Source organism: Leisingera aquimarina DSM 24565 (assembly GCF_000473165.1).
Classification (GTDB): domain Bacteria; phylum Pseudomonadota; class Alphaproteobacteria; order Rhodobacterales; family Rhodobacteraceae; genus Leisingera; species Leisingera aquimarina.
In genome coordinates this window covers 1,140,232-1,166,522 of sequence record NZ_KI421504.1, presented here as the reverse complement: position 1 = coordinate 1,166,522, position 26,291 = coordinate 1,140,232, and the positions used below count along the sequence as shown (strand labels likewise).

Annotated in this window: 38 protein-coding genes; 2 read left to right on the top strand and 36 right to left on the bottom strand. The window is 59.4% G+C overall.

Annotation, left to right across the window (positions count from 1 at the left end):
• Positions 1 to 50: 50 nt before the first annotated feature.
• The 26 genes from rpsK to rplB all read right to left on the bottom strand — a co-directional run bounded on the left by rpsK (position 51) and on the right by rplB (position 14,779).
• The gene (gene rpsK / locus AQUI_RS0109830) at positions 51 to 440 is read right to left on the bottom strand and encodes a 30S ribosomal protein S11 (protein ID WP_027257363.1); all 390 of its coding nucleotides are present in this window, start codon (positions 438 to 440) and stop codon (positions 51 to 53) included.
• 15 nt (positions 441 to 455) lie between these two features.
• Positions 456 to 824, bottom strand: a complete 369-nt coding sequence (rpsM, locus tag AQUI_RS0109825; protein WP_027257362.1) for a 30S ribosomal protein S13 — start codon at positions 822 to 824, stop codon at positions 456 to 458.
• Between the two features lie 270 nt (positions 825 to 1,094).
• Positions 1,095 to 1,742, bottom strand: coding sequence for an adenylate kinase (locus AQUI_RS0109820; RefSeq protein ID WP_027257361.1), 648 nt, complete (start codon positions 1,740 to 1,742; stop codon positions 1,095 to 1,097).
• The gene (gene secY, locus AQUI_RS0109815; protein WP_027257360.1) at positions 1,739 to 3,103 is read right to left on the bottom strand and encodes a preprotein translocase subunit SecY; all 1,365 of its coding nucleotides are present in this window, start codon (positions 3,101 to 3,103) and stop codon (positions 1,739 to 1,741) included. Before secY ends, AQUI_RS0109820 begins: the two co-directional genes overlap by 4 nt.
• 111 nt (positions 3,104 to 3,214) lie before the next feature.
• Positions 3,215 to 3,685, bottom strand: coding sequence for a 50S ribosomal protein L15 (gene rplO, locus AQUI_RS0109810; RefSeq protein WP_027257359.1), 471 nt, complete (start codon positions 3,683 to 3,685; stop codon positions 3,215 to 3,217).
• 537 nt (positions 3,686 to 4,222) lie between these two features.
• The gene (locus AQUI_RS0109805) at positions 4,223 to 4,435 is read right to left on the bottom strand and encodes a DUF1127 domain-containing protein (RefSeq protein ID WP_027257358.1); all 213 of its coding nucleotides are present in this window, start codon (positions 4,433 to 4,435) and stop codon (positions 4,223 to 4,225) included.
• Positions 4,436 to 4,703: 268 nt separating this feature from the next.
• Positions 4,704 to 4,916 carry a DUF1127 domain-containing protein gene (locus AQUI_RS0109800; protein ID WP_027257357.1) on the bottom strand — a complete coding sequence of 71 codons (213 nt, stop codon included), beginning with the start codon at positions 4,914 to 4,916 and terminating at the stop codon, positions 4,704 to 4,706.
• A gap of 245 nt (positions 4,917 to 5,161) precedes the next feature.
• Positions 5,162 to 5,350 carry a 50S ribosomal protein L30 gene (gene rpmD, locus AQUI_RS0109795; RefSeq protein ID WP_027257356.1) on the bottom strand — a complete coding sequence of 63 codons (189 nt, stop codon included), beginning with the start codon at positions 5,348 to 5,350 and terminating at the stop codon, positions 5,162 to 5,164.
• Between the two features lie 13 nt (positions 5,351 to 5,363).
• Positions 5,364 to 5,933 (bottom strand): 30S ribosomal protein S5, encoded by a 570-nt coding sequence (gene rpsE, locus AQUI_RS0109790; RefSeq protein WP_027257355.1) that lies wholly within the window; start codon positions 5,931 to 5,933, stop codon positions 5,364 to 5,366.
• 131 nt (positions 5,934 to 6,064) lie between these two features.
• Positions 6,065 to 6,424: a 50S ribosomal protein L18 gene (rplR, locus tag AQUI_RS0109785; protein WP_027257354.1), complete on the bottom strand. Its 360-nt coding sequence runs from the start codon at positions 6,422 to 6,424 to the stop codon at positions 6,065 to 6,067.
• Between the two features lie 11 nt (positions 6,425 to 6,435).
• Entirely contained in the window at positions 6,436 to 6,969 is a 534-nt protein-coding gene (gene rplF / locus AQUI_RS0109780) for a 50S ribosomal protein L6 (protein ID WP_027257353.1), read from the bottom strand.
• A gap of 12 nt (positions 6,970 to 6,981) precedes the next feature.
• Positions 6,982 to 7,374 (bottom strand): 30S ribosomal protein S8, encoded by a 393-nt coding sequence (gene rpsH / locus AQUI_RS0109775; protein ID WP_024088550.1) that lies wholly within the window; start codon positions 7,372 to 7,374, stop codon positions 6,982 to 6,984.
• Between the two features lie 13 nt (positions 7,375 to 7,387).
• A complete protein-coding gene (gene rpsN, locus AQUI_RS0109770; protein WP_024088549.1) occupies positions 7,388 to 7,693 on the bottom strand; it encodes a 30S ribosomal protein S14 in 306 nt (101 codons plus the stop codon).
• Positions 7,694 to 7,712: 19 nt separating this feature from the next.
• Positions 7,713 to 8,276 carry a 50S ribosomal protein L5 gene (rplE, locus tag AQUI_RS0109765; protein WP_035919890.1) on the bottom strand — a complete coding sequence of 188 codons (564 nt, stop codon included), beginning with the start codon at positions 8,274 to 8,276 and terminating at the stop codon, positions 7,713 to 7,715.
• On the bottom strand, positions 8,276 to 8,581 hold the full coding sequence (rplX, locus tag AQUI_RS0109760; RefSeq protein ID WP_027257351.1) for a 50S ribosomal protein L24: 306 nt from the start codon (positions 8,579 to 8,581) through the stop codon (positions 8,276 to 8,278). The genes rplE and rplX overlap by 1 nt, the downstream gene beginning before the upstream one ends.
• Positions 8,582 to 8,583: 2 nt before the next feature.
• On the bottom strand, positions 8,584 to 8,952 hold the full coding sequence (gene rplN / locus AQUI_RS0109755; protein WP_027257350.1) for a 50S ribosomal protein L14: 369 nt from the start codon (positions 8,950 to 8,952) through the stop codon (positions 8,584 to 8,586).
• A gap of 100 nt (positions 8,953 to 9,052) precedes the next feature.
• A complete protein-coding gene (rpsQ, locus tag AQUI_RS0109750) occupies positions 9,053 to 9,283 on the bottom strand; it encodes a 30S ribosomal protein S17 (RefSeq protein ID WP_024088546.1) in 231 nt (76 codons plus the stop codon).
• Between the two features lie 11 nt (positions 9,284 to 9,294).
• Positions 9,295 to 9,495: a 50S ribosomal protein L29 gene (gene rpmC, locus AQUI_RS0109745; RefSeq protein WP_024088545.1), complete on the bottom strand. Its 201-nt coding sequence runs from the start codon at positions 9,493 to 9,495 to the stop codon at positions 9,295 to 9,297.
• A gap of 223 nt (positions 9,496 to 9,718) precedes the next feature.
• Complete coding sequence (locus AQUI_RS0109740; RefSeq protein WP_027257349.1) at positions 9,719 to 10,759, bottom strand: succinylglutamate desuccinylase/aspartoacylase family protein; 1,041 nt, start codon at positions 10,757 to 10,759, stop codon at positions 9,719 to 9,721.
• 118 nt (positions 10,760 to 10,877) lie between these two features.
• Positions 10,878 to 11,222 carry a hypothetical protein gene (locus tag AQUI_RS0109735; RefSeq protein WP_027257348.1) on the bottom strand — a complete coding sequence of 115 codons (345 nt, stop codon included), beginning with the start codon at positions 11,220 to 11,222 and terminating at the stop codon, positions 10,878 to 10,880.
• A 95-nt stretch (positions 11,223 to 11,317) separates the two neighbouring features.
• Positions 11,318 to 11,938, bottom strand: a complete 621-nt coding sequence (locus AQUI_RS0109730) for a TIGR02466 family protein (RefSeq protein WP_027257347.1) — start codon at positions 11,936 to 11,938, stop codon at positions 11,318 to 11,320.
• A 196-nt stretch (positions 11,939 to 12,134) separates the two neighbouring features.
• On the bottom strand, positions 12,135 to 12,548 hold the full coding sequence (rplP, locus tag AQUI_RS0109725; RefSeq protein WP_024088541.1) for a 50S ribosomal protein L16: 414 nt from the start codon (positions 12,546 to 12,548) through the stop codon (positions 12,135 to 12,137).
• Positions 12,549 to 12,560: 12 nt separating this feature from the next.
• Positions 12,561 to 13,271 carry a 30S ribosomal protein S3 gene (gene rpsC / locus AQUI_RS0109720; protein ID WP_027257346.1) on the bottom strand — a complete coding sequence of 237 codons (711 nt, stop codon included), beginning with the start codon at positions 13,269 to 13,271 and terminating at the stop codon, positions 12,561 to 12,563.
• A complete protein-coding gene (gene rplV, locus AQUI_RS0109715) occupies positions 13,271 to 13,651 on the bottom strand; it encodes a 50S ribosomal protein L22 (RefSeq protein WP_035919887.1) in 381 nt (126 codons plus the stop codon). The genes rpsC and rplV overlap by 1 nt, the downstream gene beginning before the upstream one ends.
• Positions 13,652 to 13,654: 3 nt before the next feature.
• Complete coding sequence (rpsS, locus tag AQUI_RS0109710; RefSeq protein ID WP_024088539.1) at positions 13,655 to 13,933, bottom strand: 30S ribosomal protein S19; 279 nt, start codon at positions 13,931 to 13,933, stop codon at positions 13,655 to 13,657.
• 3 nt (positions 13,934 to 13,936) lie between these two features.
• Positions 13,937 to 14,779 (bottom strand): 50S ribosomal protein L2, encoded by an 843-nt coding sequence (rplB, locus tag AQUI_RS0109705; protein WP_027257344.1) that lies wholly within the window; start codon positions 14,777 to 14,779, stop codon positions 13,937 to 13,939.
• Positions 14,780 to 15,275: 496 nt separating this feature from the next.
• On the opposite strand from rplB, the gene AQUI_RS0109700 reads away from it, so the two are divergent.
• Entirely contained in the window at positions 15,276 to 16,511 is a 1,236-nt protein-coding gene (locus AQUI_RS0109700; protein ID WP_027257343.1) for an AIPR family protein, read from the top strand.
• A 391-nt stretch (positions 16,512 to 16,902) separates the two neighbouring features.
• On the opposite strand, the gene AQUI_RS0109690 is transcribed toward AQUI_RS0109700, so the two are convergent.
• The 10 genes from AQUI_RS0109690 to rpsL form a co-directional block, all read right to left on the bottom strand.
• Positions 16,903 to 17,415: a hypothetical protein gene (locus AQUI_RS0109690; RefSeq protein ID WP_027257342.1), complete on the bottom strand. Its 513-nt coding sequence runs from the start codon at positions 17,413 to 17,415 to the stop codon at positions 16,903 to 16,905.
• A gap of 251 nt (positions 17,416 to 17,666) precedes the next feature.
• Positions 17,667 to 17,963, bottom strand: coding sequence for a 50S ribosomal protein L23 (locus AQUI_RS0109685; RefSeq protein ID WP_024088533.1), 297 nt, complete (start codon positions 17,961 to 17,963; stop codon positions 17,667 to 17,669).
• Complete coding sequence (gene rplD, locus AQUI_RS0109680) at positions 17,960 to 18,577, bottom strand: 50S ribosomal protein L4 (RefSeq protein ID WP_027257341.1); 618 nt, start codon at positions 18,575 to 18,577, stop codon at positions 17,960 to 17,962. Before rplD ends, AQUI_RS0109685 begins: the two co-directional genes overlap by 4 nt.
• Complete coding sequence (gene rplC / locus AQUI_RS0109675) at positions 18,574 to 19,299, bottom strand: 50S ribosomal protein L3 (RefSeq protein WP_027257340.1); 726 nt, start codon at positions 19,297 to 19,299, stop codon at positions 18,574 to 18,576. Before rplC ends, rplD begins: the two co-directional genes overlap by 4 nt.
• An 18-nt stretch (positions 19,300 to 19,317) precedes the next feature.
• Complete coding sequence (gene rpsJ, locus AQUI_RS0109670; protein WP_019298501.1) at positions 19,318 to 19,632, bottom strand: 30S ribosomal protein S10; 315 nt, start codon at positions 19,630 to 19,632, stop codon at positions 19,318 to 19,320.
• Between the two features lie 275 nt (positions 19,633 to 19,907).
• Positions 19,908 to 20,504 (bottom strand): hypothetical protein, encoded by a 597-nt coding sequence (locus AQUI_RS0109665; RefSeq protein ID WP_169730787.1) that lies wholly within the window; start codon positions 20,502 to 20,504, stop codon positions 19,908 to 19,910.
• 357 nt (positions 20,505 to 20,861) lie between these two features.
• Positions 20,862 to 22,037, bottom strand: coding sequence for an elongation factor Tu (gene tuf / locus AQUI_RS0109660; protein ID WP_027257324.1), 1,176 nt, complete (start codon positions 22,035 to 22,037; stop codon positions 20,862 to 20,864).
• Positions 22,038 to 22,101: 64 nt separating this feature from the next.
• Positions 22,102 to 24,219, bottom strand: a complete 2,118-nt coding sequence (fusA, locus tag AQUI_RS0109655; RefSeq protein ID WP_027257338.1) for an elongation factor G — start codon at positions 24,217 to 24,219, stop codon at positions 22,102 to 22,104.
• An 18-nt stretch (positions 24,220 to 24,237) separates the two neighbouring features.
• The gene (rpsG, locus tag AQUI_RS0109650) at positions 24,238 to 24,708 is read right to left on the bottom strand and encodes a 30S ribosomal protein S7 (protein ID WP_027257337.1); all 471 of its coding nucleotides are present in this window, start codon (positions 24,706 to 24,708) and stop codon (positions 24,238 to 24,240) included.
• 15 nt (positions 24,709 to 24,723) lie between these two features.
• Entirely contained in the window at positions 24,724 to 25,095 is a 372-nt protein-coding gene (gene rpsL / locus AQUI_RS0109645; protein WP_008204009.1) for a 30S ribosomal protein S12, read from the bottom strand.
• Between the two features lie 383 nt (positions 25,096 to 25,478).
• Between rpsL and AQUI_RS0109640 the strand changes: the two genes are divergently transcribed.
• Positions 25,479 to 26,285 (top strand): putative rhamnosyl transferase, encoded by an 807-nt coding sequence (locus AQUI_RS0109640; RefSeq protein ID WP_027257336.1) that lies wholly within the window; start codon positions 25,479 to 25,481, stop codon positions 26,283 to 26,285.
• Positions 26,286 to 26,291: the final 6 nt, after the last annotated feature.

Here is a 26,291-nt window from a genome sequence, read left to right as displayed (position 1 = left end):
GACGCACTGGGGCCCTGCGAATCAAGCGGGGCCCCAGCAAAAAATTCGAATTAGACGCGGCGGCGCTTCGGCGGGCGGCAGCCGTTGTGCGCGATCGGGGTCACATCACGGATCGAAGTGATGTTGAAACCGACGGCAGCCAGTGCGCGCAGAGCCGATTCACGGCCAGAGCCGGGGCCCTGAACTTCGACTTCCAGCGTCTTCACACCGTGGTCCTGTGCCTTTTTGCCTGCATCTTCTGCAGCCATCTGAGCGGCATAGGGGGTGGATTTCCGCGAACCCTTGAAACCCATGGTGCCGGCGGACGACCAGGAGATCGCGTTGCCCTGCACGTCGGAGATCAGGATTTTGGTGTTGTTGAACGACGAGTTCACATGCGCAACGCCGGTTGCGATGTTCTTGCGCTCTTTACGCTTAATGCGAGTCTTATCACGTGCCATTGATCAAACCCTCCCTTACTTCTTCTTACCGGCAATGGCCTTTGCGGGGCCTTTGCGGGTGCGAGCGTTGGTGTGGGTACGCTGACCGCGGACCGGCAGGTTGCGGCGGTGGCGCAGGCCACGGTAGCAGCCAAGGTCCATCAGGCGCTTGATGTTCATCTGAACTTCGCGGCGCAGGTCGCCTTCGACGGTGAAGTTGGCGTCGATGTGCTCGCGCACGGCCAGGACTTCTGCGTCGCTGAGTTCGTTCACACGGCGGGCTGCGTCGATGCCAACGGCTTCGCAGATAGCTTTCGCCGAGGTGTTACCGATACCGGTGATGTAGGTGAGGGCGATGGGAACCCGCTTTGCAGTCGGGATGTTAACGCCGGCAATACGTGCCACGTGTCACTTTCCTTTTCGTTGCGGTTCCGTAGCGCCGGAACCTTTTTTCACAACACTTGACCTTGGCAGTGTGGCCAGGGGGTCCAGCATTTCGAGGTAGTTCAGCGGGCAAACGAATCTGCCCGCGGGGAATCATTCCCAGAAGGGATGTGGGTAACTAGGGGCTGGGAAATGGGCCGTCAAGCCCTAAAGGAAAAGCCCCGCCGGACCGGCAGGGCTTGGGCATTCCGGCAAGCGGAGGCGCCGCCGCCCCGATGCCTGCGGCAGGCGTTATTCGCCCATGATCCACGCCATGTTCTTGCGGACTTCCTCAATCGAGGCAAGGCCGTCAAGACGCTGCAGATTGCCCTTGGCATAGTAGTAGCCGATCAGCGGCGAGGTCTTTTTGTAATACTCCATCAGACGGGTCTTGAGGCTGTCCTCATTGTCGTCCGCACGGCGTTTCACATCATCGCTGCCGCAGTTGGCGCATTTGCCGTCAGCCGGCCAGGGTTTGGTCTGGTCATGATAGACCTCGCCGCAGCCGCCGCAGGTGGAGCGGCCGGTGATGCGGGCGACCAGCGCGTCATCATCGACCTGCATCTCGATCACCGCGTCAAGTTTCAGGCCCATCTCGTCCAGCAGCTTGGCCAGCGCATCGGCCTGGGCCAGGGTGCGCGGGAAGCCGTCAAAGATGAAACCGCCTTCGGCGCCGCCCTGCAGCTTCTCGCGGATCAGGCCAATGACGATCTGGTCGGTGACCAGCTTGCCCTCGGCCATGATGGCAGCAACCTTCTTGCCCATTTCGGTTCCGGAGGTCTGGGCATCGCGCAGCATGTCACCGGTGCTGAGTTGCACCATGCCGCGGGATTCAACCAGGTAGCGCGCTTGCGTACCTTTGCCCGCCCCCGGCGGGCCAAGAAGAATAATGTTGCTCATCGGCGAGAGGGTCCCCGTTTTGTCCGTTTCTTGTTGCGCCCGCGCAGCTGGCTCTTTTCGATAAGCCCCTCATACTGATGCGCGAGGAGGTGGCTTTGCACCTGTTGAATGGTGTCCATGGTGACGGATACCACAATCAGAACGGACGTGCCGCCAAAATAGACGGGAATGGCGAATTGGCCGCGGAGGACCTCAGGCAGCAGGCAGACCAGCGCCAGATAGCCGGAGCCCATAACCAGGATGCGGTTGACCACATATTCGATGTATTCGGCAGTTTTCTTGCCGGGGCGGATGCCGGGGACAAAGCCGTTCTGGTTCTTCAGGTTGTTGGCCACGTCCTCCGGTTTGAAGGAGACGTTGAAGGTGTAGAAATAGGCAAAGAACACGATCATCACGACGAAGAACAACAGGTACAGCGGCTGGCCGGGGCCGAAGTTGGCCAAGAGCCAGGACATCACCGGACCGGTTGCCGCGCCTGAGGAGAACGCCGAGATGGTGGTCGGCAGCAGCAAAAGCGACGAGGCAAAGATCGCCGGGATCACGCCCGCCGGGTTCACCTTGACCGGCAGATGCGAGGAGCCGCCGTCATAGACCTTCATGCCGACTTGGCGGCGCGGGTACTGGATGTGGATCTTGCGCAGGGCGCGTTCCATGAACACCACGAACATGATCACGCCGATCACCATCAGGATCACACCGATGATCACGGCGGGGCTGATCGCACCGGAACGGCCGGAGGCAAAGAACTGGGCGATTGCGGCCGGAACCTCGGCGATGATGCCGACAAAGATGATCAGCGAAATACCGTTGCCGATGCCGCGCTGGGTGATCTGCTCGCCCAGCCACATCAGGAACATGGTCCCGCCCACCAGGGTGATCATGCAGGCCATGCGGAAATACATGCCCGGATCGGTCGCCAGATCACCCGATTCCAGCGACACCGCCAGGCCATAGGCCTGCGCGGTTGCCAGCGCCACGGTGCCATAGCGGGTGTACTGGTTGATTTTCTTGCGGCCCTGCTCGCCCTCTTTCTTGAGCTGCTCAAGCGAAGGCACCATCGAAGTCAGAAGCTGAACGATAATGGAAGCGGAGATATAGGGCATGATGCCGAGGGCAAAAATCCCCATCCGGCCAAGCGCGCCGCCGGTGAACATCGACACCATGCCGCCGATGCCCTGGCCTGCCTGCTCCATGAACTGGCGCAGGGCGCCTGAATCAATGCCCGGAACCGGAATGAACGTGCCCAGGCGGTAGACAATCAAAAGGCCGATGGTGAACAGGATCCGGTTGCGCAGATCCGTGGCCTTGCCCAGGGCAGCCCAGCTGGTGTTCGCCGCCATTTGTTCTGCTGCTGATACCATGAAAAGGTCTCTTCTTTAGCGAAACGCCGCCCGGAACCGTTTTCCGGCTCGGGCGGCGTTCTAGGAAAACTCGAAGACTATGTAAGCGGCATTGGCGCCGCTCACAAGCCGTTACTCTGCGGCGGCTGCAGTTGCCACAGTCAGAGCGCCGCCAGCTTTTGCAACGGCGTCAACGGCAGCAGCCGATGCGCCGGTCACAGCGATGGTGGCTTTGGCGGTGATTTCGCCTTTGGCCAGAACGCGGACACCGTCCAGCTTGCGGCGCACCAGACCCGATGCGACCATCGAATCTTCGGTGATGTTCGCGGCGTCCAGCTTGCCCAGGTCGATGAATTTCTGGATCAGGCCCAGGTTCACAACGGCGTATGCCTTGCGGTTCGGCTTGTTGAAGCCGCGCTTGGGCAGACGCTGGTACAAGGGCATCTGACCGCCTTCGTAGCCGTTGATCGACACACCCGAACGAGATTTTTGGCCTTTGATACCACGGCCGCCCATCTTGCCCTTGCCGGAGCCGGGGCCACGGGCAACGCGCATGCGTTTTTTGGTTGCGCCAGGATTGTCGCTGAGTTCGTGAAGTTTCATGTCGCTTCTCCTTGCCGGATGTGGCCCCCGAAGCGGAATGGGCCAACCGCGGCGTTTCTTGATTGGTGATTCCATGGCGCAGCACGCCACCGGGTGCCTATAGACCCGATGGGGGACGGGATCAAGCCCCGCAGCCTTGCCAACATTCCGTGCGCGCGGCTCCCGCCGCCAAGGCCCCTGCCCTGCCGGTTGCGTGTCCTGCCGTCTGTCTCTGTGTCCGTTCCGCTGCTGGCCGTCCGTTAAAGGGTGGCGGCGCCGCCGGGGTGGAGGTGGGATGGGGGTGCCCCCATGCGAGTACGCGTATCGCGCGCTCCGGGTGCCAGACCGGAGCCCTGTTCCAAGTGCCGGGGGTGTCAGGCCCGGCGGGTGATCATGACCGGGGACCAGCATGGTGCAGCCGCGTTAAATCCAAGTGGGCGGGGCGTACGGCGGCTGCGCAACACCTCTGCAAACAAAAGCGCCCCCGCCGGGATGGCAGGGGCGCTTTCGGGCCGGGCTTTCGGAGAGGGAGGAGGATCCGTCAGCCGGCCGGGGAGGTTACTTGCCGTAGACGTGCTCGCGCGCGACGCCGGGGATAGCGCAGCGGGTCAGGCCGATGTCGGCCAGGTCGCGGGCGGACATCGCGCGCAGGGCGCTGACGGTTGCCTTGTAATCGCGGCGCAGCTTCCAGTTCTGGATCAGCCCGGCGGCAAAGCCTGCAAAACGGGCGGAGATCCCGGCAGAGGGGACGGAGAGAGTTGAATATGCCATTGTTCTTGTTCCTTCACATCGGTGCCGGGACGTGCTCCCGGTGCGGTGCATGATCTGTTCGTCTGAAGTGAACGGGACATAAGCACGGCCCGGACGGGGAGCAATGGATGCTTTGGTCTGGCGGCTATGCAGCCCCCGCATAGCACGATTGTGTGAAGCATCTTGAAGGGCGCGCAAAAGAAAACGCTCCCGCCCGGACAGGGCAGGAGCGCTTTGGCCCGGACACGAAAGAGGAGGAGGAGAGAAGCGTCCGGGAAGGAGGGAATTCCTAGCCGTAGACGTGCTGGCGCGCCAGGTCGGCGATATCGTCGCGGCGCACGCCGATGTCGGACAGCTCATGATCGCTCAACGCGTCCAGCTCGTTGTAGGTACGCTGGAATTCGCGGGCCTTCACCCAGGAATCGGCCAGGCCTTTTACGGTAGAACGGATGCGGGCGGTGAGGCTGTGGGTGCCGTGTGCGGTGCTGATAACATGTGCCATCGTAACAATCCTTATCTCTGATACCGGGCCTATTCCCGGTGGTCTGTGTTTGGTCATTTGCTGTGACCCCGAGATAGGGGGGCGCTGCGATTCCAACAACTGACGCAACCGGCAAGCCGCTATGCGCGCGCTGCAAGGGGCCTTTCCCGCAGGTTAACGCCCTGCCCTTGCCGGAAGGCACGCAACAACGAAAAACGCCCCCGGTTTCCCGGAGGCGTTTAAATCAGTCAGGTATCGAAAAGGGCTTAGCCGCGCTCTTCGATGATCTGAACCATATGCGGGATCGAGTTGACCATGCCGCGGACCGAAGGAGTATCCTCCAGCTCACGGGTCTTGTGCATCTTGTTCAGGCCCAGGCCAATCAGGGTTGCGCGCTGTTTGGCAGGACGGCGGATCGGCGAGCCGATCTGCTTGATCACGATGGTTTTTGCCATGTTTCTCTACTCCTTACGCTTCAGCTTCGGCGGCTGCCGGTGCTTCGTCCCGCTTGGGCAGGATGTCGGCGACCTTTTTACCGCGGCGCTGAGCCACCGAACGCGGGCTCTGCTCTTTTTGCAGGCCGTTCAGGGTGGCGCGGATCATGTTGTAGGGGTTCTGCGAACCGATCGACTTCGAAACAACGTCTTTGACGCCGAGCATTTCGAAGACGGCACGCATCGGACCACCTGCGATGATACCGGTACCTTCAGGCGCGGTACGCATCACAACTTTGCCTGCGCCGTGACGGCCGGCCATGTCGTGGTGCAGGGTGCGGCCCTCTTTCAGCGGCACACGGACCATCTGACGCTTGGCCTGCTCGGTCGCCTTGCGGATCGCCTCGGGCACTTCTTTTGCTTTACCCTTGCCAAAGCCGACGCGGCCTTTTTGGTCGCCAACAACAACCAGGGCTGCAAAACCAAAGCGCTTACCGCCTTTTACGGTTTTGGACACGCGGTTGATCGCGACCAGGCGGTCGGCGAATTCCGGTGTTTCGTCACGGTCGCGGCGCGGGCCGCGGCGGTTATCACGTTCTGCCATCAGGCATTCCTTTTAAAAGAGGCGCACGGCACAAAGCACGGGGCGCCTGTTGTTCCAATCCTGGTGAGGTCCGGCGCAAAGCCGGCCTCCCGGATCATCGGGGCGGCCCCTGAAGGCCGCCCGCATGGGATTTAGATCTTCAGGCCGCCTTCACGCGCAGCGTCGGCCAGAGCCTTCACCTTGCCGTGGAACAGGAAGCCGCCGCGGTCGAAGTAGGCTTCGCTGACACCGGCCGCTTTTGCGCGTTCGGCGATCAGAGCACCAACTTTGGTCGCTGCTTCGACGTTGTTTTTGCCAACAACGCCGAGATCTTTTTCCAGGGTGGACGCGGAAGCCACGGTCACGCCGCGCAGGTCGTCGATCAACTGAACAGAGATGTTCTTGTTCGAACGGTGCACGGACAGACGCGGACGGCCTGCGTTCACTTTGCGAAGCTTGTTCCGGACGCGCAGCCGGCGCTTCAGAAACAGGGTACGTTTGCTGTTTGCCATTTTGCTGGTCCTTACTTCTTCTTGCCTTCCTTGCGGAAGATGAATTCGCCCTTGTAGCGGATGCCTTTGCCTTTGTAGGGCTCGGGACGGCGCCATTCGCGGATTTTCGCCGCGACTTCGCCCACCTGCTGCTGGTCGATACCTTCCACAACGATTTCGGTCTGCTTCGGTGCGGTGATGGTGATGCCATCAGGCGCGGTGAAGTCGACATCGTGGCTGTAGCCCAGGTTCAGCTTCAGGGTGTTGCCCTGCATCTGAGCCCGGTAACCCACACCCTGGATCTCCAGTTCTTTCTTGAAGCCCTGGGTCACGCCGGTCACGAGGTTGGCCACCTGAGTGCGGGACATGCCCCACTGCTGACGGGCACGCTTGGACTTGCCGCGCGGCTCGATGGTGACAACATTGTCGTTGACCGACAGGGTGACATCGTCGGTGGCAGTGAAGGTGCGGGCGCCTTTCGGGCCTTTCACTTCGATGGTCTGGCCGGACACGGCAGCGGACACGCCGCTGGGCAGTTCGACCGGTTTTTTACCAATACGGGACATCTGCGAGCCTCCTTAGAAGACGGTGCAGAGCACTTCGCCGCCAACGTTGGCTGCGCGTGCGCTTGCGTCCGACATCACACCCTGGGGGGTGGAGACAATCGACACGCCCAGGCCCTGACGGACCGACGGGATGTCATTGACGCCCATGTAAACGCGGCGGCCGGGCTTGGAGACCCGCTTAAGCTCGCGAATGACAGGTTCGCCGTCGAAGTACTTCAGGCTGATTTCGATGGCCGGGTGGCCATTGGCACCAGTCATCTTCTCATAACCGCGGATGTAGCCCTCGTCTGCCAGCACGTCCAGCACCCAGGCCCGCAGCTTGGAAGCCGGGGTCAGGACGGTGGATTTGCCGCGCATCTGAGAGTTACGGATACGGGTGAGCATATCGCCGATAGGATCGTTCATATCTGTCTCTCCCTTACCAGCTCGATTTCACCATGCCGGGGATCTGACCAGCAGAACCCAGCTCGCGCAGCGCAATACGGCTGACCTTCAGCTTACGGTAGTAAGCGTGCGGACGGCCGGTGAGCTGGCAGCGGTTGTGAAGACGGGTTGCCGACGAGTTGCGCGGCAGTTTCGCCAGTTTCAGACGCGCTTTGAAACGCTCTTCCATCGGGCGGCTTTCGTCTGTCGCGATCTCTTTCAGCTCGGCGCGTTTTGCGGCATATTTTGCCACCAGACGCTCGCGCTTCTTCTCGCGTTCGATCATGCTTTTCTTAGCCATGTCTCTGTCCTTCCCGCGCTCAGCTGTTGAAGGGCATGTTGAAAGCTTTCAACAGCGCCTTTGCTTCCGCGTCAGTTTTCGCGGTGGTGGCGATCACGATGTCCATGCCCCAGTTTTCATCGATCTTATCGAAATCGATTTCCGGGAACACGAGATGCTCTTTCAGACCCATGGCATAGTTGCCGCGGCCGTCGAAAGAGGTGCCCGAAACGCCGCGGAAGTCGCGGATACGGGGCATCGCAATGGTGATCAGACGGTCGAGGAATTCGTACATCCGGTCACCGCGCAGGGTCACCTTGGCGCCCATCGGCATGCCTTCGCGAACGCGGAAGCCGGCGATGGAGTTCTTTGCCACGGTGGTCAGAGCTTTCTGGCCCGCGATAAGGGTCAGGTCGGCCTGAGCGGACTTGGCTTTCTTGCTGTCTTTGACAGCAGCGCGGCCACAGCCGATGTTCAGAACGATTTTCTCCAGCTTGGGGAGCATCATGTCGTTCTTATATGCGAACTCTTCTTTCAGGGCGCCACGGATGGTGTCCTTGTAAAGAGTTTTCAGGCGCGGGGTGTAGGTTGCAGCGTCAAGCATCAGACAGTCTCCCCGGTGGTCTTGGCGAAGCGCACCTTCTTGCCGTCTTCCTCGCGGAAGCCGACGCGGGTTGCTTTGCCGTTGCTGTCCAGCAGCGCCAGGTTCGACAGGTCGATCGGCAGTGCTTTGGGCAGACGGCCGCCCTGTTCGTTCTGCGACTGGCGGGTATGGCGGATGGCCATGTTCACGCCGTCGACGATGGCTTTGCCGGCTTTCGGGTCAACGGAGGCGATGGCGCCTTCTTTGCCTTTGTCTTTGCCGGACAGCACGACGACCTTGTCGCCTTTGCGGAGTTTAGCAGCCATGATTACAGCACCTCCGGAGCAAGCGAGATGATCTTCATGAAGTTTTTCGCGCGCAGTTCACGAACAACCGGGCCAAAGATCCGGGTACCGACCGGCTCGTTGTTGGTGTTCAGGATAACGGCTGCGTTCCGGTCGAACCGGATTGCAGTGCCGTCTTCGCGGCGGACTTCTTTGGCGGTGCGCACGACAACGGCCTTACGGACGTCGCCTTTTTTCACGCGGCCGCGCGGGATGGCTTCCTTGACCGAAACGACAATGATGTCGCCTACGGATGCGTATTTACGCTTGGAGCCACCCAGAACCTTGATGCACTGAACTCGGCGGGCGCCGGAGTTGTCAGCAACATCCAGATTTGTTTGCATCTGGATCATGTGGTTTCTCCCGACCTATGGGGCGCCGATGCGTGGCGTGATCCCCCAGGGTTTCGACTTTGCTTTTCAGCCCAGTCGCCAGGAGTCTCGGATGAGACTCTTAGGCTTCCAGAACTTCCCAGCGTTTCGTTTTCGATTTCGGCGCGCATTCGATGATGCGTACAGAGTCGCCGACCTTGAAAGCGTTCTTTTCATCGTGAGCCCGGTATTTCTTGGACTTACGGATGGTTTTCTTCAGAACCGGATGCGTGAAGCGGCGTTCAACCGAGACAGTTACGGTCTGGGCGTTGGCATCGCTGGTCACGGTGCCAGTGAGAATACGTTTGGGCATCGTGTCGCTCCTTATTCAGCTGCTGCAGCAGCTTTTTCGTTCAGGATGGTCTTCACTTTGGCAGCGTTGCGGCGGGCCGCTTTGATGCCTGCAGTGTTTTCCAGCTGACCGGTCGCCTGCTGAAAACGCAGGTTGAAGCTCTCTTTTTTCAGGGATGCGAGGGCGTCGCGGAGTTCATCCACGGTTTTGTCGCGCAGATCATTGGCGTTCATCGCCTTTGTTCCTTGTCCAAAGCACCAGAAGGCCCCGATGGGTAACCTTTGACCTGGTGGGTTATGTCAACCGCGCCAAAGACGCGGCAAAAAAGAATCACCCGGCCCGGATCCGGAACGGATTGGGGACAGGCGATGGGTCCCTATAGAGGAGACAGGGTGCAGGGGCAAGGGAAAGATAGGCAATGAGCCGGAAGCCCGCACGCCCAGCGGCAGCACCGGTTCAGATAATCTCATCCTCGTCGAACATCGCCGCATCCTCAAGCTGCGCGTGCAGGCTTTCGATGCGGCTTTCGGCCTCTGGCGTGTTGACCTTGGCAATGTGGAACAGGGCATCGCCTTCATTCACGATGGGCATGTTGGCGCGGCCGATGATCAGGCCCGCCTGCCCTGCGTGCAACTCTTCTTCGTTTTCGCCGAAGGGATCGGAAACAACGCCCAGCAGGTCGCCTTCCTCCACCATTTCGCCGGTGGTCTTGTAGGTCCGCAGCAACCCGCCGGCCGGCGCGCGCTCCCAGCTGCTGCTGCCCGCACGGACCGGCACAACCTCGGCCAGCGGCACCCCGTCTTCGGGGATCATGTCCAGCGCGTGCATCACCCGCAGGATGCCGGCCACCCCCACCCGGGCGGACTGCTCATCGAACCTGAGGCCCTCGCCGGCCTCATACAGCAGGATGTCGACCCCGCGCGCCTGCGCCTCCTTGCGCAGGGAGCCGTCGCGCAGGCCCGAACGGATCACCACCGGCGCGCCAAAGGCATCGGCATAGGCCAACGTTTTTTCGTGTTTCGGTGACACCCGGATCTGCGGCATGTTGGTGCGGTGGATCGCGGCGGAGTGCAGGTCGATACCCAGGTCGCAGCGGTCCACCACTTCGGTCATGAACAGATGCGCCAGGCGGCTGGCCAGCGAGCCGCCCCAGCTGCCCGGAAAACAGCGGTTCAGATCGCGCCGGTCCGGCAGGTAGCGGGAATGGTTCAAAAAACCGAAGGTGTTCACAATCGGCACCACGATCAGGGTGCCCTGAAGGCGGGAAAACTTGCGGCTGCGCAGCAGGCGGCGGGCAATTTCCACTCCGATCACCTCATCGCCGTGAATGGCGGCAGAGACAAACAAGGTTGGCCCGTCCTCCGCCCCGTGGATCACATGGGCAGACATAGTGACCGGCGTGTGATCCGACAGCACGCTCACTGGCAGGTCCACCGTGCGGCGGGTGCCGGCGGGGATCTGGAAACCGCCAATTTCAAAGTCAGGACGGGTCGCCATGGCAAAGCCTTTCCAGGGAATGTTCCGAACAGGCTTAGCAAGTTCTACAGTTTAGGCAATCGCGCTGGCAGCAGCTTAGGCACAGGCAAAGTTGAAACTGCCAGAGAACCGCTCATCCTCAACCATGAGGACCGGCAGCCCCCTCGCCATTGGATAGGATCTTCTTGCAGTGCTCCCGCCGTTTTCTTCTGGAAATGTTCGCCACAGAGCAAAGCATGAAGATGAGATAGACGATGCCTGAAAGCCTGCGAGTGATCTCCTTGGGCCAATCGAACTGCGTCTCAAGCACCCCAAGCGCAACGAAGACAGGGAAGGACGCCACAGCCGCAGTCAGCATCACGACGAGCATCCATCTTAGAAACCAAAACATAGTCTTGATGTAGAGAACCAAGAGCACGGCCCACAGACCGATAAATCCAGCGAGATACACATAAAACCCGGCCAGTTCTAAGAACCCGGTCAAGGGTTTGCTTCCTTAGCCACCACAGTACGCCAATAACCTTGAGCTCCGCCCGTTCGCAGGTGAAACGCCCCCAGGAGCGTTTCCGGGAAGCCTTCTCATTCCCACTTGTAATTAAAACTGACCGAGATCCGCTCTTCCTCCGCCATGTTCAGCGGCACTTCGTGGCGGATAAAGCTTTCCCACAACAGCACATCGCCAACCGCCGGCGATTGGTAGACAAAGGTCCTCAGCTCCTGGCGGCAGTCTTTCATCCGCGGCGGATGCGCCATCATCATCGCGTGGCGCGGATCCTCCAGCTTCAGCGCCGAGGCCCCTTCGGGCATGGCAACATAGGTGGTGCCGGAAATCACTGAATGCGGGTGGATGTGGCTGGCATGGGTGCCGCCCTCCGGCAGAATGTTGATCCACAGATCCTCCAGCACCAGCGCGCGGCCGTCCAGGTCCAGCTCAAGATCCCTGGCAAAAGCCGCCACATGGGCATCCAGCGATTTCACCAGATCGGCAAAGATTGGGAACCGCCAGGGCAGATCGGTCAGCGAGGCATAGGAAGTATAGCCGGGATAGCCGTTCTCCTCGCACCAATCCTGGCCGGCATCGTCGTCGCCGGCGATCACAAGACAAGAGTTTTCCAGTTCCTGCGCGTCAATCTCAGGTCCGTGTTCGGACAATTGCGCGCGGTAAAGGCGGGTCACAAAGAGCGATTCAATCTGGGCCATGGCGCTCTGATACCTCAGCGCCCCAGCCTTGGCGAGATGCATCCTGCAAAGCGGCGCCGCTTCTTTCTGGTTGCAAATACTCCGGGGGAGCCGCCAAGGGCGGCGGGGGCAGCGCCCCCCCCCTGCTGACGGGCGCAACGAAAAACCCCCGCTGATTGCTCAGCGGGGGCTTCTAGTGATTTAAAGCTGGCAGATTTTACCAGTCTTCGCGAACCACGACGCGGGTCTTGACCGGCAGTTTCATCGCTGCCAGGCGCAGGGCCTCGCGGGCGACTTCGTCGGTCACGCCGTCGATCTCGAACATCACGCGGCCAGGCTTAACCTTGGCTGCCCAGTAATCCACGGAGCCTTTACCTTTACCCATACGGACTTCGGTCGGCTTCGAGGTCACCGGAGTGTCCGGGAAGATACGGATCCAGACACGGCCCTGGCGTTTCATGTGCCGGGTCATGGCACGGCGGGCAGCCTCAATCTGGCGTGCAGTTACACGCTCAGGAGTGGTTGCCTTCAGGCCATAGGTGCCGAAGTTCAGGTCGGAACCGCCTTTTGCCAGGCCGTGGATCCGGCCCTTATGCATTTTGCGGAATTTAGTGCGCTTTGGCTGAAGCATCTCAAATCCTCCTTAGCGACGGCCGCCACCGGCACCGCGAGGTGCTGGGCCGTCCTGGATTTCTTGTGCTTTACGGTCACGCGCCGAAGGATCGTGCTCCATGATCTCGCCTTTGAAGATCCAGACCTTGATCCCGATGATCCCATAGGGGGTCATCGCTTCGGTGGGTGCGTAATCGATGTCGGCACGCAGGGTGTGCAGCGGCACGCGGCCTTCGCGGTACCATTCGGTACGGGCGATCTCAGCACCGCCCAGACGGCCCGCGACGTTCACCCGGATACCCAGGGCGCCCATGCGCATGGCGTTCTGCACGGCACGTTTCATCGCGCGGCGGAAGGACACACGGCGTTCCAGCTGCTGAGCGATGGACTCGCCGACCAGCGCAGCGTCGAGTTCCGGCTTGCGGACTTCAACGATGTTCAGGTGCAGCTCGCTGTCGGTCATCGCGGCCAGTTTTTTACGCAGGACTTCAATGTCCGCGCCTTTCTTGCCGATGATGACACCCGGACGGGCCGTGTGGATGGTGACGCGGCATTTCTTGTGCGGGCGCTCGATGATGACCCGCGCAATACCTGCCTGCTTGCACTCAGTTTTGATGAACTCGCGGATTTTCAGGTCCTCGAGCAGCAGATCACCGTAGTCTTTGGTGTCGGCGTACCAGCGGCTGTCCCAGGTGCGGTTCACCTGCAGGCGCATGCCGATCGGATTGACTTTATGACCCATTAGGCTTGCTCCTCAACTTGACGCACCTTGATGGTGATCTCCGCGAACGGCTTCAGGATTTTGCCGAACCGGCCACGGGCACGCGGACGGCCGCGCTTCATGGTCAGGTTCTTGCCAACCCATGCCTCGGCGACGACCAGTTCATCGACGTCCAGGTTGTGGTTGTTTTCCGCGTTTGCGATGGCGGACTGAAGGCATTTCTTCACGTCTGCTGCAATCCGCTTGTTGGAGAACGTCAGGTCGGTCAGCGCCTTCTCGACTTTCTTGCCACGGATCATCTGAGCCACCAGGTTCAGTTTCTGCGGCGAGGTACGGAGCATGCGCAGTTTTGCCATTGCTTCGTTGTCTGCCACGCGGCGGGGATTCTTTTCCTTACCCATGACTTACTTCCGCTTCGCTTTTTTGTCTGCGGCGTGGCCATAATAGGTGCGGGTCGGCGAGTATTCACCGAACTTCTGACCGATCATGTCTTCCGAGACGTTGACTGGGATGTGCTTTTTGCCGTTGTAGACACCAAAGGTCAGACCGACAAACTGCGGCAGGATGGTGGAACGGCGCGACCAGATCTTGATCACTTCATTGCGGCCCGATTCACGCGCTGCTTCGGCCTTTTTCAGGACATAAGCATCAACGAAGGGGCCTTTCCATACGGAACGTGCCATGGATTAGCGGCCTTTCTTCTTGGCGTGGCGCGAGCGGACGATAAGCTTCTGCGACGCCTTGTTTTTGTTGCGGGTCCGTTTGCCCTTGGTCGGTTTGCCCCAGGGGGTCACCGGGTGGCGGCCACCGGAGGTCCGGCCTTCACCACCGCCGTGGGGGTGGTCGATCGGGTTCATAACCACACCACGCACAGAAGGACGCTTGCCCTTGTGGCGCATACGGCCGGCTTTACCGAAGTTCTGGTTCGAGTTGTCGGGGTTCGACACGGCACCGATGGTGGCCATGCATTCCTGACGCACCAGACGCAGCTCGCCCGAGGACAGGCGGATCTGGGCGTAACCGCCGTCACGGCCAACGAACTGAGCGTAAGTACCGGCTGCACGGGCGATCTGGCCGCCTTTGCCGGGCTTCATTTCGATGTTGTGAACGATGGTACCGATCGGCATGCCCGAGAACGGCATTGCGTTGCCCGGCTTGATGTCTGCCTTGGCAGAGGCGACGACCTTGTCACCGACAGCCAGACGCTGCGGCGCCAGGATGTAGGCTTGCTCGCCATCTTCGTATTTGATCAGCGCGATGAATGCGGTCCGGTTCGGGTCGTATTCGATCCGCTCAACGGTGGCCGCTACATCAAATTTGTTCCGTTTGAAGTCAACGATCCGGTAGAGGCGCTTTGCCCCGCCGCCGCGGCGGCGTGCAGTAATCCGTCCGGTGTTGTTCCGGCCGCCCGATTTGGTCAGACCCTCAGTGAGAGATTTGACCGGACGCCCTTTCCAAAGCTCCGAACGGTCGATCAGAACCAGCCCACGCTGGCCCGGCGTCGTCGGCTTATACGACTTGAGTGCCATGCTTTCTGTCTTCCGTTTAGCGTGCAGGCCCTTAGGTTTTTGTCTTTGGACCCGCTATGTGTAAGCCCCCCGCCCGGTTGTCCCACGATGAGACGCCCTACTAGGGTTGCCTGAGATATAGGGCCCCGAAGGTCCCAAAGTTCAAACATCCTGACAAACGTAACAACCCCGGAACGAATCCGGGGTCTGCAGGATTGGTGCGGCTTAGCAGAGGTGTTTGGGGGAGTCTATAGGTTCCTTGCAGGGATCGTGAGCTATGCCTCAAAGCCGTGGCAGCGCCTCCCGCGTGGCGGTGTGCGCCAGTTCGTCAACAGACCCACTTGACGTTGCCGTCCCAGCGGGCATCTTGGAACAAAATAGAAACGGACATACCCCATTAATTGTGCACGCACCATAAGTGTGCTACCCAAAGAATGAACCACCGTGTTCCCTGTGAAAGGCCATCGTGCCTGCAGGTCTTAGGCCGCGCCGTCGGCACTGAAAAAGGAGCCTTTATATGGCTATTAAACCTTATCGTTTTGAGGTTTCGGAAGCGCGTAGCTTCAGACACCCTCACTTTCCGAACATCCAAAAGCACATATTCCTAGTCCCTGCAGCAAACCTTCCGAAGAACTTGCCTCAGAAAGCAAACCTGCGTGAAGCAACCGGTATGAACCGCTCTGTCTATAAGGATGTTAGAGAGAGCCTTAGAGGTAACGAGGCTTTACCGGGTACATTCGACCTACTCAACCTCGGCATCACCATCATCGGGGAAGAGGTCAAGACTGTAGAGAAACGCACCTTTGACGTCATGATCGACGATGAGTACGGCATTGCAAATGGCGGACACACCGCCAACCTCATTTGGGAATGTCAAGATGACGACTCAATAGCGGAAGGCCAGCACGTTGAAATTCGCATCATTACCGGAGTAGAAGGCGCCAACGATCATACTCTACGAGTGGACATTGCTCGGGGGCAGAACACTGGAATTGCTGTGAAGCCCCAATCCATTTTCGATCTAGACGGGGCGTTTCAAGGGATAAAAGACGTTATTGCGCCCCAGGATTGGGCCAACGATGTTTCCTACAAGGAAAGCGATACCAATGCTGTCGATGTTAGGGAATTGATCTCGGCCCTAGAGATCATGAATGTAATCGACTACCCCAATCGCAGCGGAAAGTACCCAATCTCAGCCTACGAAAAATGGTCTTTGCCATTAAAGAGGTTCGGAGAGGACTTCAAGGAAAACCGCGCCCATCCGGAGCAACGGAAATACGCTAAACTTGAACCGCTGCTCCCCCAAATCCTCGAACTTTATGACATCATCCGCAGAGACTTCCTAAGAGTTCGTTCCGAGATCATCGGCCAAAAGGGAGCTACCCCTGCATACATTGAGGTGGCCTCAAAGAAGGCAGGTAGCTTTGAATTCCCCTTCGCAAAACTCGATCGCCACGATAAGAGGCTGACAAAAGGTGCCACCTATCCGCTTTTGGGAGCCTTCCGGAACTATGTTCGAATAGACCCGACAACAGGCTTCGCAGAGTGGGAAGGCGGATTCGATCATGTAAAGCATGTTTGGAAACAGGTTGCACATGACCTCTTCAATGAAACCCATGCAACGGTCAAGGAAATTGGGCCCGCACCCAACGTTCTAGGCAAAAACCGAAACCACTGGGCAGGTCTCTATAAGACCGTCGAAAACTTCTACCTCCGGGAACAAATCGAACGCCTTACCGCGGGGACTGAGTAATGCCTGGAGAGAAGGAAAAGCTGCTGATCAAAGTCGGACAGAACTTTGAAGCCAACGCCACAGGCCGCCTTGCTATTCTTATTGTTTTCGCTGTCTTCTGCGTTGTCGCATACGCTTCCGTAGCATAGCAAGTCAGAGCCGTGACAGCGCCGTCCCGCGGGGTGGCGCTGTCAACGTCGCGTAGGCCACTTTATCCCGGCCAAATCCCCAAGACCCCACAGACACGCTGAACACCAGCCAAAGCGCCGCCCAATGGGGGCGGGACGGCGCTGGCGCGGCGGCCTGCGGCCTTGATTCCGCGCCGGGGACAAGACGCCCGTTCAGCGCCTCATGGGGCCGGGTCCTACCTTAGCCAAGCTTTCAGCATGACGCTGGCGCGGCGGGATGCGCCCTATTGCTTTTCGAGGAACCGACTGGCTTCCAGAATGGTTTCGGTCAGCCCGGCAAAGAAGCCGGGGAAACTGATGTCTACCAGCCCAACTGATTGCTGTGCATCATCGGCGGCAGTGTCCCGGCTGGTGTTCACGGCAAATTTGGACCCCGGAGCATTCAGCAATTCCCGGTAGCTCGCACCCTTGCCGTGCTTCAAAACGTTGATCACCAGATAATACTGATGGACCCTTTCGGCGAGGCCGGTTTGCCCGGACTGCGACAGCAGGGATGTCAATTTCCGCGAGAACGGCCCGCGCCTGAAGTGGTGCTGCATCCGCGCCTCGAACAGGGTGAAGATATCGACCGCTTGCGCTTCCAGCGCAACCGTGGCCGCGCGAAGCTCCTCAACTTGGCCCGCAGATCCCGCCGGCCCGCCGTCAGGGGTTTGCGCCGCCGTGATGCGATCCTCAAGCGTCTTGGCATTGGCCCGCGCCGCCGCGACCAGTTCAGGTAAACTCTGTGAAGGTCCCATCGTTCATTCTCCTTAAGGCCCCCCTCCCATACGCTATAGCGCCAGGAATGATAGGGCCGGGGCGCCGTTTTTGAACGCCGCCCGTTGCGCAGGCAGCGCACGCAGGGCTTCGCGGATCTTAACCGCCAGCGGCTATTAATCAGCGGATGGACTTCACCAAGGGACCCGCCATGCAGACATGCCCGCCCTGCGCATATGAAAAAGGCCCCCGCTTTTAGCGAGGGCCTTCCAAAGTCTCAAAGAGGCAGATCTCAGAGTCCGGTGGACACGTCGATTGTGTTGCCTTCTTCCAGGGTCACATAGGCTTTTTTGACGTCTTTGCGACGGCCCATCTGGCCGCGGAACCGCTTGACCTTGCCTTTGGTGATGGTGGTGTTGACCGCCTTCACCTTGACGCCAAAGAGAGCCTCAACAGCTTCTTTGATCATCGGCTTGTTCGAGTCGATTGCCACTTCGAAAACTACCGCGCCGTTTTCGGACGCCATGGTGGTTTTCTCGGTGATGATCGGCTTGCGGACCACATCGTAGTGTTCAGCTTTAGCGCTCATTTCAGGCGAGCCTCCAGTGCTTCGATACCCGCTTTGGTGATCACCAGGGTGTCACGCTTCAGGATATCATAGACGTTTGCGCCCATTGTCGGCAGGATATCCAGGCCTTCAATGTTGCGCGACGCTTTCAGGAAGTCTTCGTTGACCGAAGAGCCGTCGATGACCAGCGCGCGTTTCCAGCCCAGGTTTTTCACCTGTTTGGCCAGAGCGGCGGTTTTGCCTTCGGAGGCTGCATCCTCGATGATGACCAGCTCGCCCGCTTTTGCCTTTGCGGACAGCGCGTGGCGCAGACCCAGCTTGCGGAACTTCTTGGTCAGATCGTGGCCGTGCGAACGGACAACCGGGCCTTTGTAGATACCGCCCTTGCGGAAGATCGGCGCGTTGCGGTCACCGTGGCGTGCGCCGCCGGTGCCCTTCTGGCGATAGATCTTCTTGGTCGAATAGGAGGTCTCCGAGCGGGTCTTCACCTTGTGGGTGCCGGCCTGCGCGTTGTTGCGCTGCCAGCGGACCACACGGTGCAGGATGTCCGCACGCGGCTCCAGGCCGAACAGGTCTTCGGACAGCTCGATGTCGCCGGACTTGCCGCCGTCGAGTTTGATCACGTCAAGTTTCATGCTTCACCACCTTCCGCGGGGGCTTCAACAGCCGGTGCATCGGTTGCAGCCGCTTTCAGACCGGCCGGGAACGGCAGACCTTCGGGCGCTTTCTTCTTCACGGCGTCCTTGACGGTGACCCAGCCGGATTTCGGGCCGGGAACGGCGCCTTTGATGAAGACCAGGCCGCGGTCGGCGTCGGTTTTCACCACTTCCAGGTTCTGGGTGGTCACGCGGGCTGCGCCCATGTGGCCGGCCATCTTCTTGCCTTTGAAGACTTTGCCCGGATCCTGACACTGACCGGTGGAGCCGTGCGAACGGTGCGAGATCGACACACCGTGCGTGGCGCGCAGGCCGCCGAAGTTGTGCCGCTTCATGGCACCGGCGAAACCTTTACCGATCGAGGTGCCGGTGACGTCCACTTTCTGGCCAGCCAGGAAGTGTTCGGCCGAAATCTCGGCGCCGACTTCGATCAGGGCGTCTGCGGGCACGCGGAATTCCACGAGCTTGCGCTTCGGCGCAACCTTGGCTGCTGCGAAATGGCCGCGCATGGCTTGCGACGTGCGCTTTGCCTTGGCGGAACCAGCACCGAGCTGAACGGCGGTGTAGCCGTCTTTGTCATCGGTGCGCTGCGCAACAACCTGCAGGCCGTCCAGCGACAGAACGGTCACAGGGATCTGCTTGCCGTCTTCCAGGAACAGCCGGGTCATGCCGACTTTCTTTGCGATAATACCAGAGCGCATATTCATTACCCTCCGATCTTACGACTGCAGCTTGATTTCGACGTCCACACCAGCGGCGAGGTCGAGCTTCATCAGCGCGTCCACGGTCTGGGGGGTCGGATCAACGATGTCGAGAAGACGCTTGTGCGTCCGGATTTCGAACTGGTCACGGGATTTCTTGTCAACGTGGGGGCCACGCAGAACAGTGAATTTCTCGATCTTGTTCGGCATCGGGATCGGGCCACGAACCTGAGCGCCGGTGCGCTTGGCTGTGTTGACGATTTCCTGCGTGCTGGCATCCAGAACGCGGTAATCGAATGCCTTCAGCCGAATGCGAATGTTTTGGCTTTGCATTACATCTGCCTTTATTGAGGCGTTGAGGTTGAGAGGAGGGCCTGCGACCACCGCGGAACCCTCGTCGAACCCAAAAGGCGGGAATCACCCCGCCTCTATCCGCACATGGCGAACCTGCGCGCTATACGCCTGATAGGGCAATGTGGCAAGGGGTTTCGCGGCGAAACGGTTGCGTTTGCGGCGGACGGTGGGTTTGGGGTTTGTTTGGGAGTGTTAAAGGGAGGTTTAGGAGGGCAGATTGACCACTCCAAACTAACTATCCAAAGTCTTGGAAATTAGCCCTTTGCTTTGAAAAAGCAGATCGTATCCATCACCCCTTCCAAAAGATTAAATAGGTCTACTGAAACCAACCAATTCTTAGTCCCCTTCCTGCCCTCAAGCTCGATTTCACCTGTCATATAGTAGACACCCTCATCACGTGGCTCAGAGCCGTTGTCATAGACCGGGCGAAAGTCTTCGCAATGGATGATCTTGTTGCAGGACTCTCTAAGCGTGGTTGGTATACCTTCACCTGAATAAGCAGTCAGGAAAGGAGATAGTTCACTTTCCAGCCTTGCTTTACATTCATTGTAATCATCATCAGTCGCCAGTTGATCATCCAAAGCTCGAAATAGAACGGCTAGTTTCGCCAAGGAGGTCGACAAGCGTTCTTCGGCAGTTCCCAAATGAGCTGCCATCAAGCTAGGGAAGGACCAATCGCTCTTCTCACCAAACTCCTCCAAATCGCCATTCCAAAATGCGCCAACTGAGCGAGAGGCTAGCACTATCTCAAAACAATCACGCGCTATTCTCTCAACCTCCTCAAGATCAACAGCCAACGGCTTAACATATGGATGATGGTAGGGGTTTTCATTTGGTGGTCGAACAGCCACCTCAAACCTTCAAGTTCATTTTTTCCAATTTCACCAATGAAGTTAGCAGCTTAACTAACCCAAGCAACCGATCAATCACGCTCTCACGCCCGGACGCCCCGCGTTCGGGCCGCGCCCGGCCAGCCCGGAGGGCGGGCGCGATTGCATCGCACCCGGAGCTGACGCTCCCTGCGGCCTCAAAAGCTCCACCGGAGCTTTTGCAAGACGGCCTTCGGCCCCTGGCCGGTCCCTGCCCTGTTCCAGCGTCAGCGCATAGAAAAAGGGCCGCTCGATTGAGCGGCCCTTTCGCAGAACAATCCTGTGTGGGTTCTCGGCGATTTTCTAACGAAAACCGCCTGCCACCCACTGTTTCCAAAATTACTCGGTAATTTTGGAAACGACGCCAGCGCCGACGGTGCGGCCGCCTTCGCGGATGGCGAAGCGCAGGCCGTTTTCCATCGCGATCGGGGCGATCAGTTCAACGTCGAACTTCAGGTTGTCGCCGGGCATAACCATCTCGGTGCCCTCGGGCAGGGTCACGGTGCCGGTCACGTCGGTGGTGCGGAAGTAGAACTGCGGACGGTAGTTCGCAAAGAACGGCGTGTGACGGCCGCCTTCTTCCTTGGTCAGGATATAGGCTTCGGCTTCGAACTTGGTGTGCGGGTTCACCGATTTCGGGGCGCACAGAACCTGGCCGCGCTCAACACCGTCACGGTCGATGCCGCGCAGCAGGGCGCCGATGTTGTCGCCGGCTTCACCGCGGTCCAGCAGCTTGCGGAACATTTCAACACCGGTGCAGGTGGTGGTTTTGGTGTCGCGGATGCCAACGATTTCGATCGCGTCGCCAACGTTGATCACGCCGCGCTCAACCCGGCCGGTCACAACGGTGCCGCGGCCCGAGATCGAGAACACGTCTTCGACCGGCATCAGGAACGGCTGGTCAACCGCACGCGCCGGGGTCGGGATGTACTCATCCACAGCCGCCATCAGCTCTTTGATCTTCTCTTCGCCGATTTCAGGCTTGTTGCCTTCCATTGCGGCCAGAGCCGAACCCGCGATGATCGGGATATCGTCGCCCGGGTAGTCGTAGGAGGACAGCAGCTCGCGGATTTCCATTTCGACCAGCTCCAGGAGCTCTTCGTCGTCGACCTGGTCAACCTTGTTCATGAAGACAACCATGTGCGGGATGCCAACCTGGCGGCCCAGCAGGATGTGCTCGCGGGTCTGCGGCATCGGGCCGTCAGCTGCGTTCACAACCAGGATCGCGCCGTCCATCTGCGCCGCGCCGGTGATCATGTTCTTCACATAGTCAGCGTGGCCGGGGCAGTCGACGTGGGCGTAGTGGCGGGTCTCGGTCTCATACTCGACGTGGGCGGTCGAGATGGTGATGCCGCGGGCTTTTTCTTCCGGTGCGCCGTCGATCTGGTCGTAGGCTTTGAAGTCACCGAAGTATTTGGTGATTGCTGCGGTCAGCGTGGTTTTGCCGTGGTCAACGTGGCCGATGGTGCCGATGTTGACGTGCGGTTTTGTGCGTTCAAACTTTTCCTTAGCCATGATGGCCTCCTATTGTTTCGAGAGGGGGCCGCAGCGGACGCGAACCCCTCAATTTTTATGACGCTTACGCGAATTTCGCCTGGATCTCTTCCGAGATGTTCTGCGGAACCGGTTCGTAGTGGTCGAACTGCATGGTGAACTGGGCGCGGCCCGAGCTCATCGAACGCAGGGTGTTGATGTAGCCGAACATGTTCGCCAGCGGCACAAACGCGTCGATCGCGATTGCGTTGCCGCGGTTCTCCTGGCCGGACACCTGGCCCCGGCGCGAGGTCAGATCGCCGATGATACCGCCGGTATAGTCTTCCGGGGTGATCACTTCGACTTTCATCACCGGTTCGAGCAGTTTCGCACCAGCCTTGCGCATACCTTCACGCATGCCCATGCGGGCCGCGATTTCAAAGGCCAGAACCGAGGAGTCCACATCGTGGAACTTACCGTCGATCAGGGCAACCTTGAAGTCGATCACGGGGAAGCCGGCCAGCGGGCCAGAATCCATGACGGACTTGATGCCTTTTTCGACGCCCGGGATGTATTCCTTCGGAACCGCACCGCCGACGATACGGGATTCGAAGGAGTAGCCTTCGCCCGGCTCTGTCGGCGAGATGATCAGTTTCACCTCGGCGAACTGGCCCGAACCACCCGACTGTTTCTTGTGGGTGTAGGAATGCTCGACCTCTTTGGAGATGGTCTCGCGGTAGGCCACCTGCGGCGCACCGATGTTGGCTTCGACCTTGAATTCACGCTTCAGACGGTCAACCAGGATGTCCAGGTGAAGTTCGCCCATGCCCTTCATGATGGTCTGACCGGACTCGATGTCGGTCTCAACACGGAAGGACGGATCTTCGGCAGCAAGACGCTGCAGACCCTGGGACATTTTCTCCTGGTCGGCCTTGGTCTTGGGCTCAACCGCGATTTCGATAACCGGATCGGGGAAGGTCATGGTTTCCAGCACGACCGGGTCGTTGACAGCGCAGATGGTGTCACCGGTGGTGGTGTCTTTCAGACCTGCCAACGCGATGATGTCGCCCGCGAACGCTTCCGTGATTTCCTCACGGTTGTTCGAGTGCATCATCATCATCCGGCCAACGCGCTCTTTCTTGCCTTTGGTCGAGTTCAAGAGCGTGTCGCCCTTGTTCAGGACACCGGAATAGATCCGGGTAAAGGTCAGCGAGCCGACGAAGGGGTCGTTCATGATTTTGAACGCCAGACCCGAGAACGCCATGTTGTCGTCCGCACGGCGGGCGATATCACGGACTTCTTCTTCGTCACCGGGTTTGAAGCCCATGTAATCGACAACGTCCAGCGGGCTGGGCAGGTAGTCGATCACAGCGTTCAGCAGCGGCTGCACGCCTTTGTTTTTGAACGCGGAGCCGCCCAGAACCGGCACAAAGGCCATTTCCAGCGTGCCCTTGCGCAGCAGTTTGCGCAGGGTCGGCACGTCAGGCTCTTCGCCTTCCAGGTAAGCTTCCATGGCGTCGTCGTCCATTTCGACGGCCGCCTCGATCATCTTACCGCGCCATTCATCAGCCATGTCTTTCAGGCTGTCACGGATCGGTGCTTTGATCCACGATGCGCCAAGGTCTTCGCCCTGCCACAGCCATTCTTCCATGTTGACCAGATCAACCAGGCCTTCCAGCTCGGTTTCGGCGCCGATCGGCACACCAACCGGAACCGCGCGGGCGCCGGTGCGGTCTTCGATCATTTCAACGCAGTTGAAGAAGTCAGCGCCGATCTTGTCCATCTTGTTGACGAACACCATGCGCGGAACCTTGTAGCGGTCAGCCTGGCGCCACACGGTTTCGGTCTGGGGTTCAACACCGGCGTTGGCGTCCAGAACACAGACAGCACCGTCGAGAACCGCCAGCGAGCGTTCAACTTCGATGGTGAAGTCAACGTGGCCAGGGGTGTCGATGATGTTCAGGCGGTGCTTGGGCGAGTCAGCGGTCTGGCCATCCTCGGTGCGTTCCCAGAAAGTGGTGGTCGCAGCCGAAGTGATGGTGATGCCGCGTTCCTGTTCCTGCTCCATCCAGTCCATGGTGGCTGCACCGTCGTGCACCTCACCGATGTTGTGGGATTTGCCGGTGTAATACAGGATGCGCTCGGAGCAGGTGGTTTTACCTGCATCGATGTGCGCCATGATACCGAAGTTACGGTACAGTTCGAGCGGATAGTCGCGTGCCATAGGTCTAGGTCCTCCGGCTTACCAGCGGTAATGGCTGAAGGCTTTGTTCGCCTCGGCCATCTTATGGGTGTCTTCGCGCTTTTTCACTGCGGTGCCACGGGACTGGACAGCGTCCATCAGCTCGCCTGCAAGGCGCTCTTCCATGGTGTTTTCGTTGCGCTTGCGCGCAGCAGTGATCAGCCAGCGGATTGCCAGCGCTTCACGGCGCTCGGGGCGGACTTCAACCGGCACCTGGTAGGTGGCACCGCCCACACGGCGCGAACGGACTTCGACCGAGGGTTTGATGTTGTCGAGAGCTTCGTGGAACACTTCAACCGGCGCGCGCTTGATCTTGCCTTCAACGCGGTCAAAGGCGTTGTAGACGATACGCTCTGCGACCGACTTCTTGCCGTCGATCATCAGGTTGTTCATGAATTTGGTCAGAACGCGGTCGCCGAACTTGGCGTCGGGCAGAACTTCGCGTTTTTCGGCGGCGTGACGACGTGACATATCAGCCTCTCCTTCTTACTTAGGACGCTTCGCGCCGTACTTCGAACGGCGTTGTTTACGGTCTTTAACGCCCTGGGTATCCAGAACACCGCGCAGGATGTGGTAACGGACACCCGGAAGGTCTTTTACCCGGCCGCCGCGGATCAGAACCACAGAGTGCTCCTGAAGGTTGTGGCTTTCACCGGGGATGTAGGAGATCACTTCGAAACCGTTGGTCAGGCGGACCTTGGCAACTTTCCGCATAGCGGAGTTCGGTTTCTTCGGTGTGGTGGTGTACACGCGGGTGCAGACGCCGCGCTTCTGCGGGCACTGCTCGAGGTGCTGGGACTTCGAAACTTTGCGTTTCGGCTGACGCGGCTTGCGGATCAGCTGCTGGATCGTTGGCATTCAGGTTTTCCCCGTTTCGCAACACTGTCATGCACGCCGGCGCGTGCGGGTGATTTCGCTGCACTTGTGCGTCCACAAGCGCAAAAACCGCAATCGCTCCCATTCCGAGGTGAGACGACGCGGTGAGGTTACAGAGGGCCCGGGTGGTAAAAGTGCCCAAGCCTTGAGCCACTGCAATTTTGAATTCGGCTTTCGAAGAATACACTCCGGGTGCCGGATAAGCGCGCGTATATGGGGAGTCGCCCAGGTTGTCAACAGCGGGCGGTGCGGGTTTGCTGCCAGCAGGACCGCACCGGTGCCCGCGCCCCTGCCCGCCCTTGCCCGCAGCACAGCTGAGCGGCATAGTCGCGGCGGCAGCGCTTTAGTATAAGACGGATTTCAGAATGCAAGTCATCGGATTGTGCCGGTTTTCCTATCCGGCCATCGGCGGGTTCCAAGTGGAGCAAGAAACGATTGAAGAGCGGATTGCCTATCTCTATGCCGAAGCCCGGATGGAAGAGCGGTTCCGGCTGCTGGAAACCGTCGCCCTGCCCTGCCTGCGGGAGCAAACCGACCAGGATTTTGACTTGATCATGGTGATCGGCGACAGCCTGCCCCAGGTTCACCGCGACCGGTTGCAGGATTTGATAGCGGACATACCGCAAATCCAGCTTCATGCGGAACCGCCGCGCAAGCATCGTGAGGTGATGAAATATCTTTTGAACGGCGCGCGGCGCCAACCCGGCCAGCCCTGCCTGCAGTTCAGGTTCGACGATGATGACGCGGTGGCAACGGAATTTGTCGAGCGTCTGCGGGACACCGCAAGAGACTGCGCCAAGCTGTTTGCCAAATCCGCCTCGGCGGCGATTGATTTCAACCGGGGCTATGTCGCGGAGTTCGGCCCGGACGGCATTTCAGCAGCGCCAACCGTCCGGCCCTATTTCACCGCAGCCCTTGGCATGCACGTGGCAGCGGGCAGCCGCAAAACGATCATGAACTTTGCCCACCACCGTATTCACCACCACATGCCGTCTGTCACCCTAACCGACGTCCCCATGTGGGTCCGAAGCCACAACCGGTTCAATGACTCCCGGCAAGACGGCGCCGCAGCTGTTGACGTCGCACCGCTGACCCGCAAACAAGAGCTTGAGTTTGCTACGGCCTTTGGTCTGCGGGCTGCCAAAGTGCGGGCGGCGTTCAAGCCGCGCTAAGCCGGC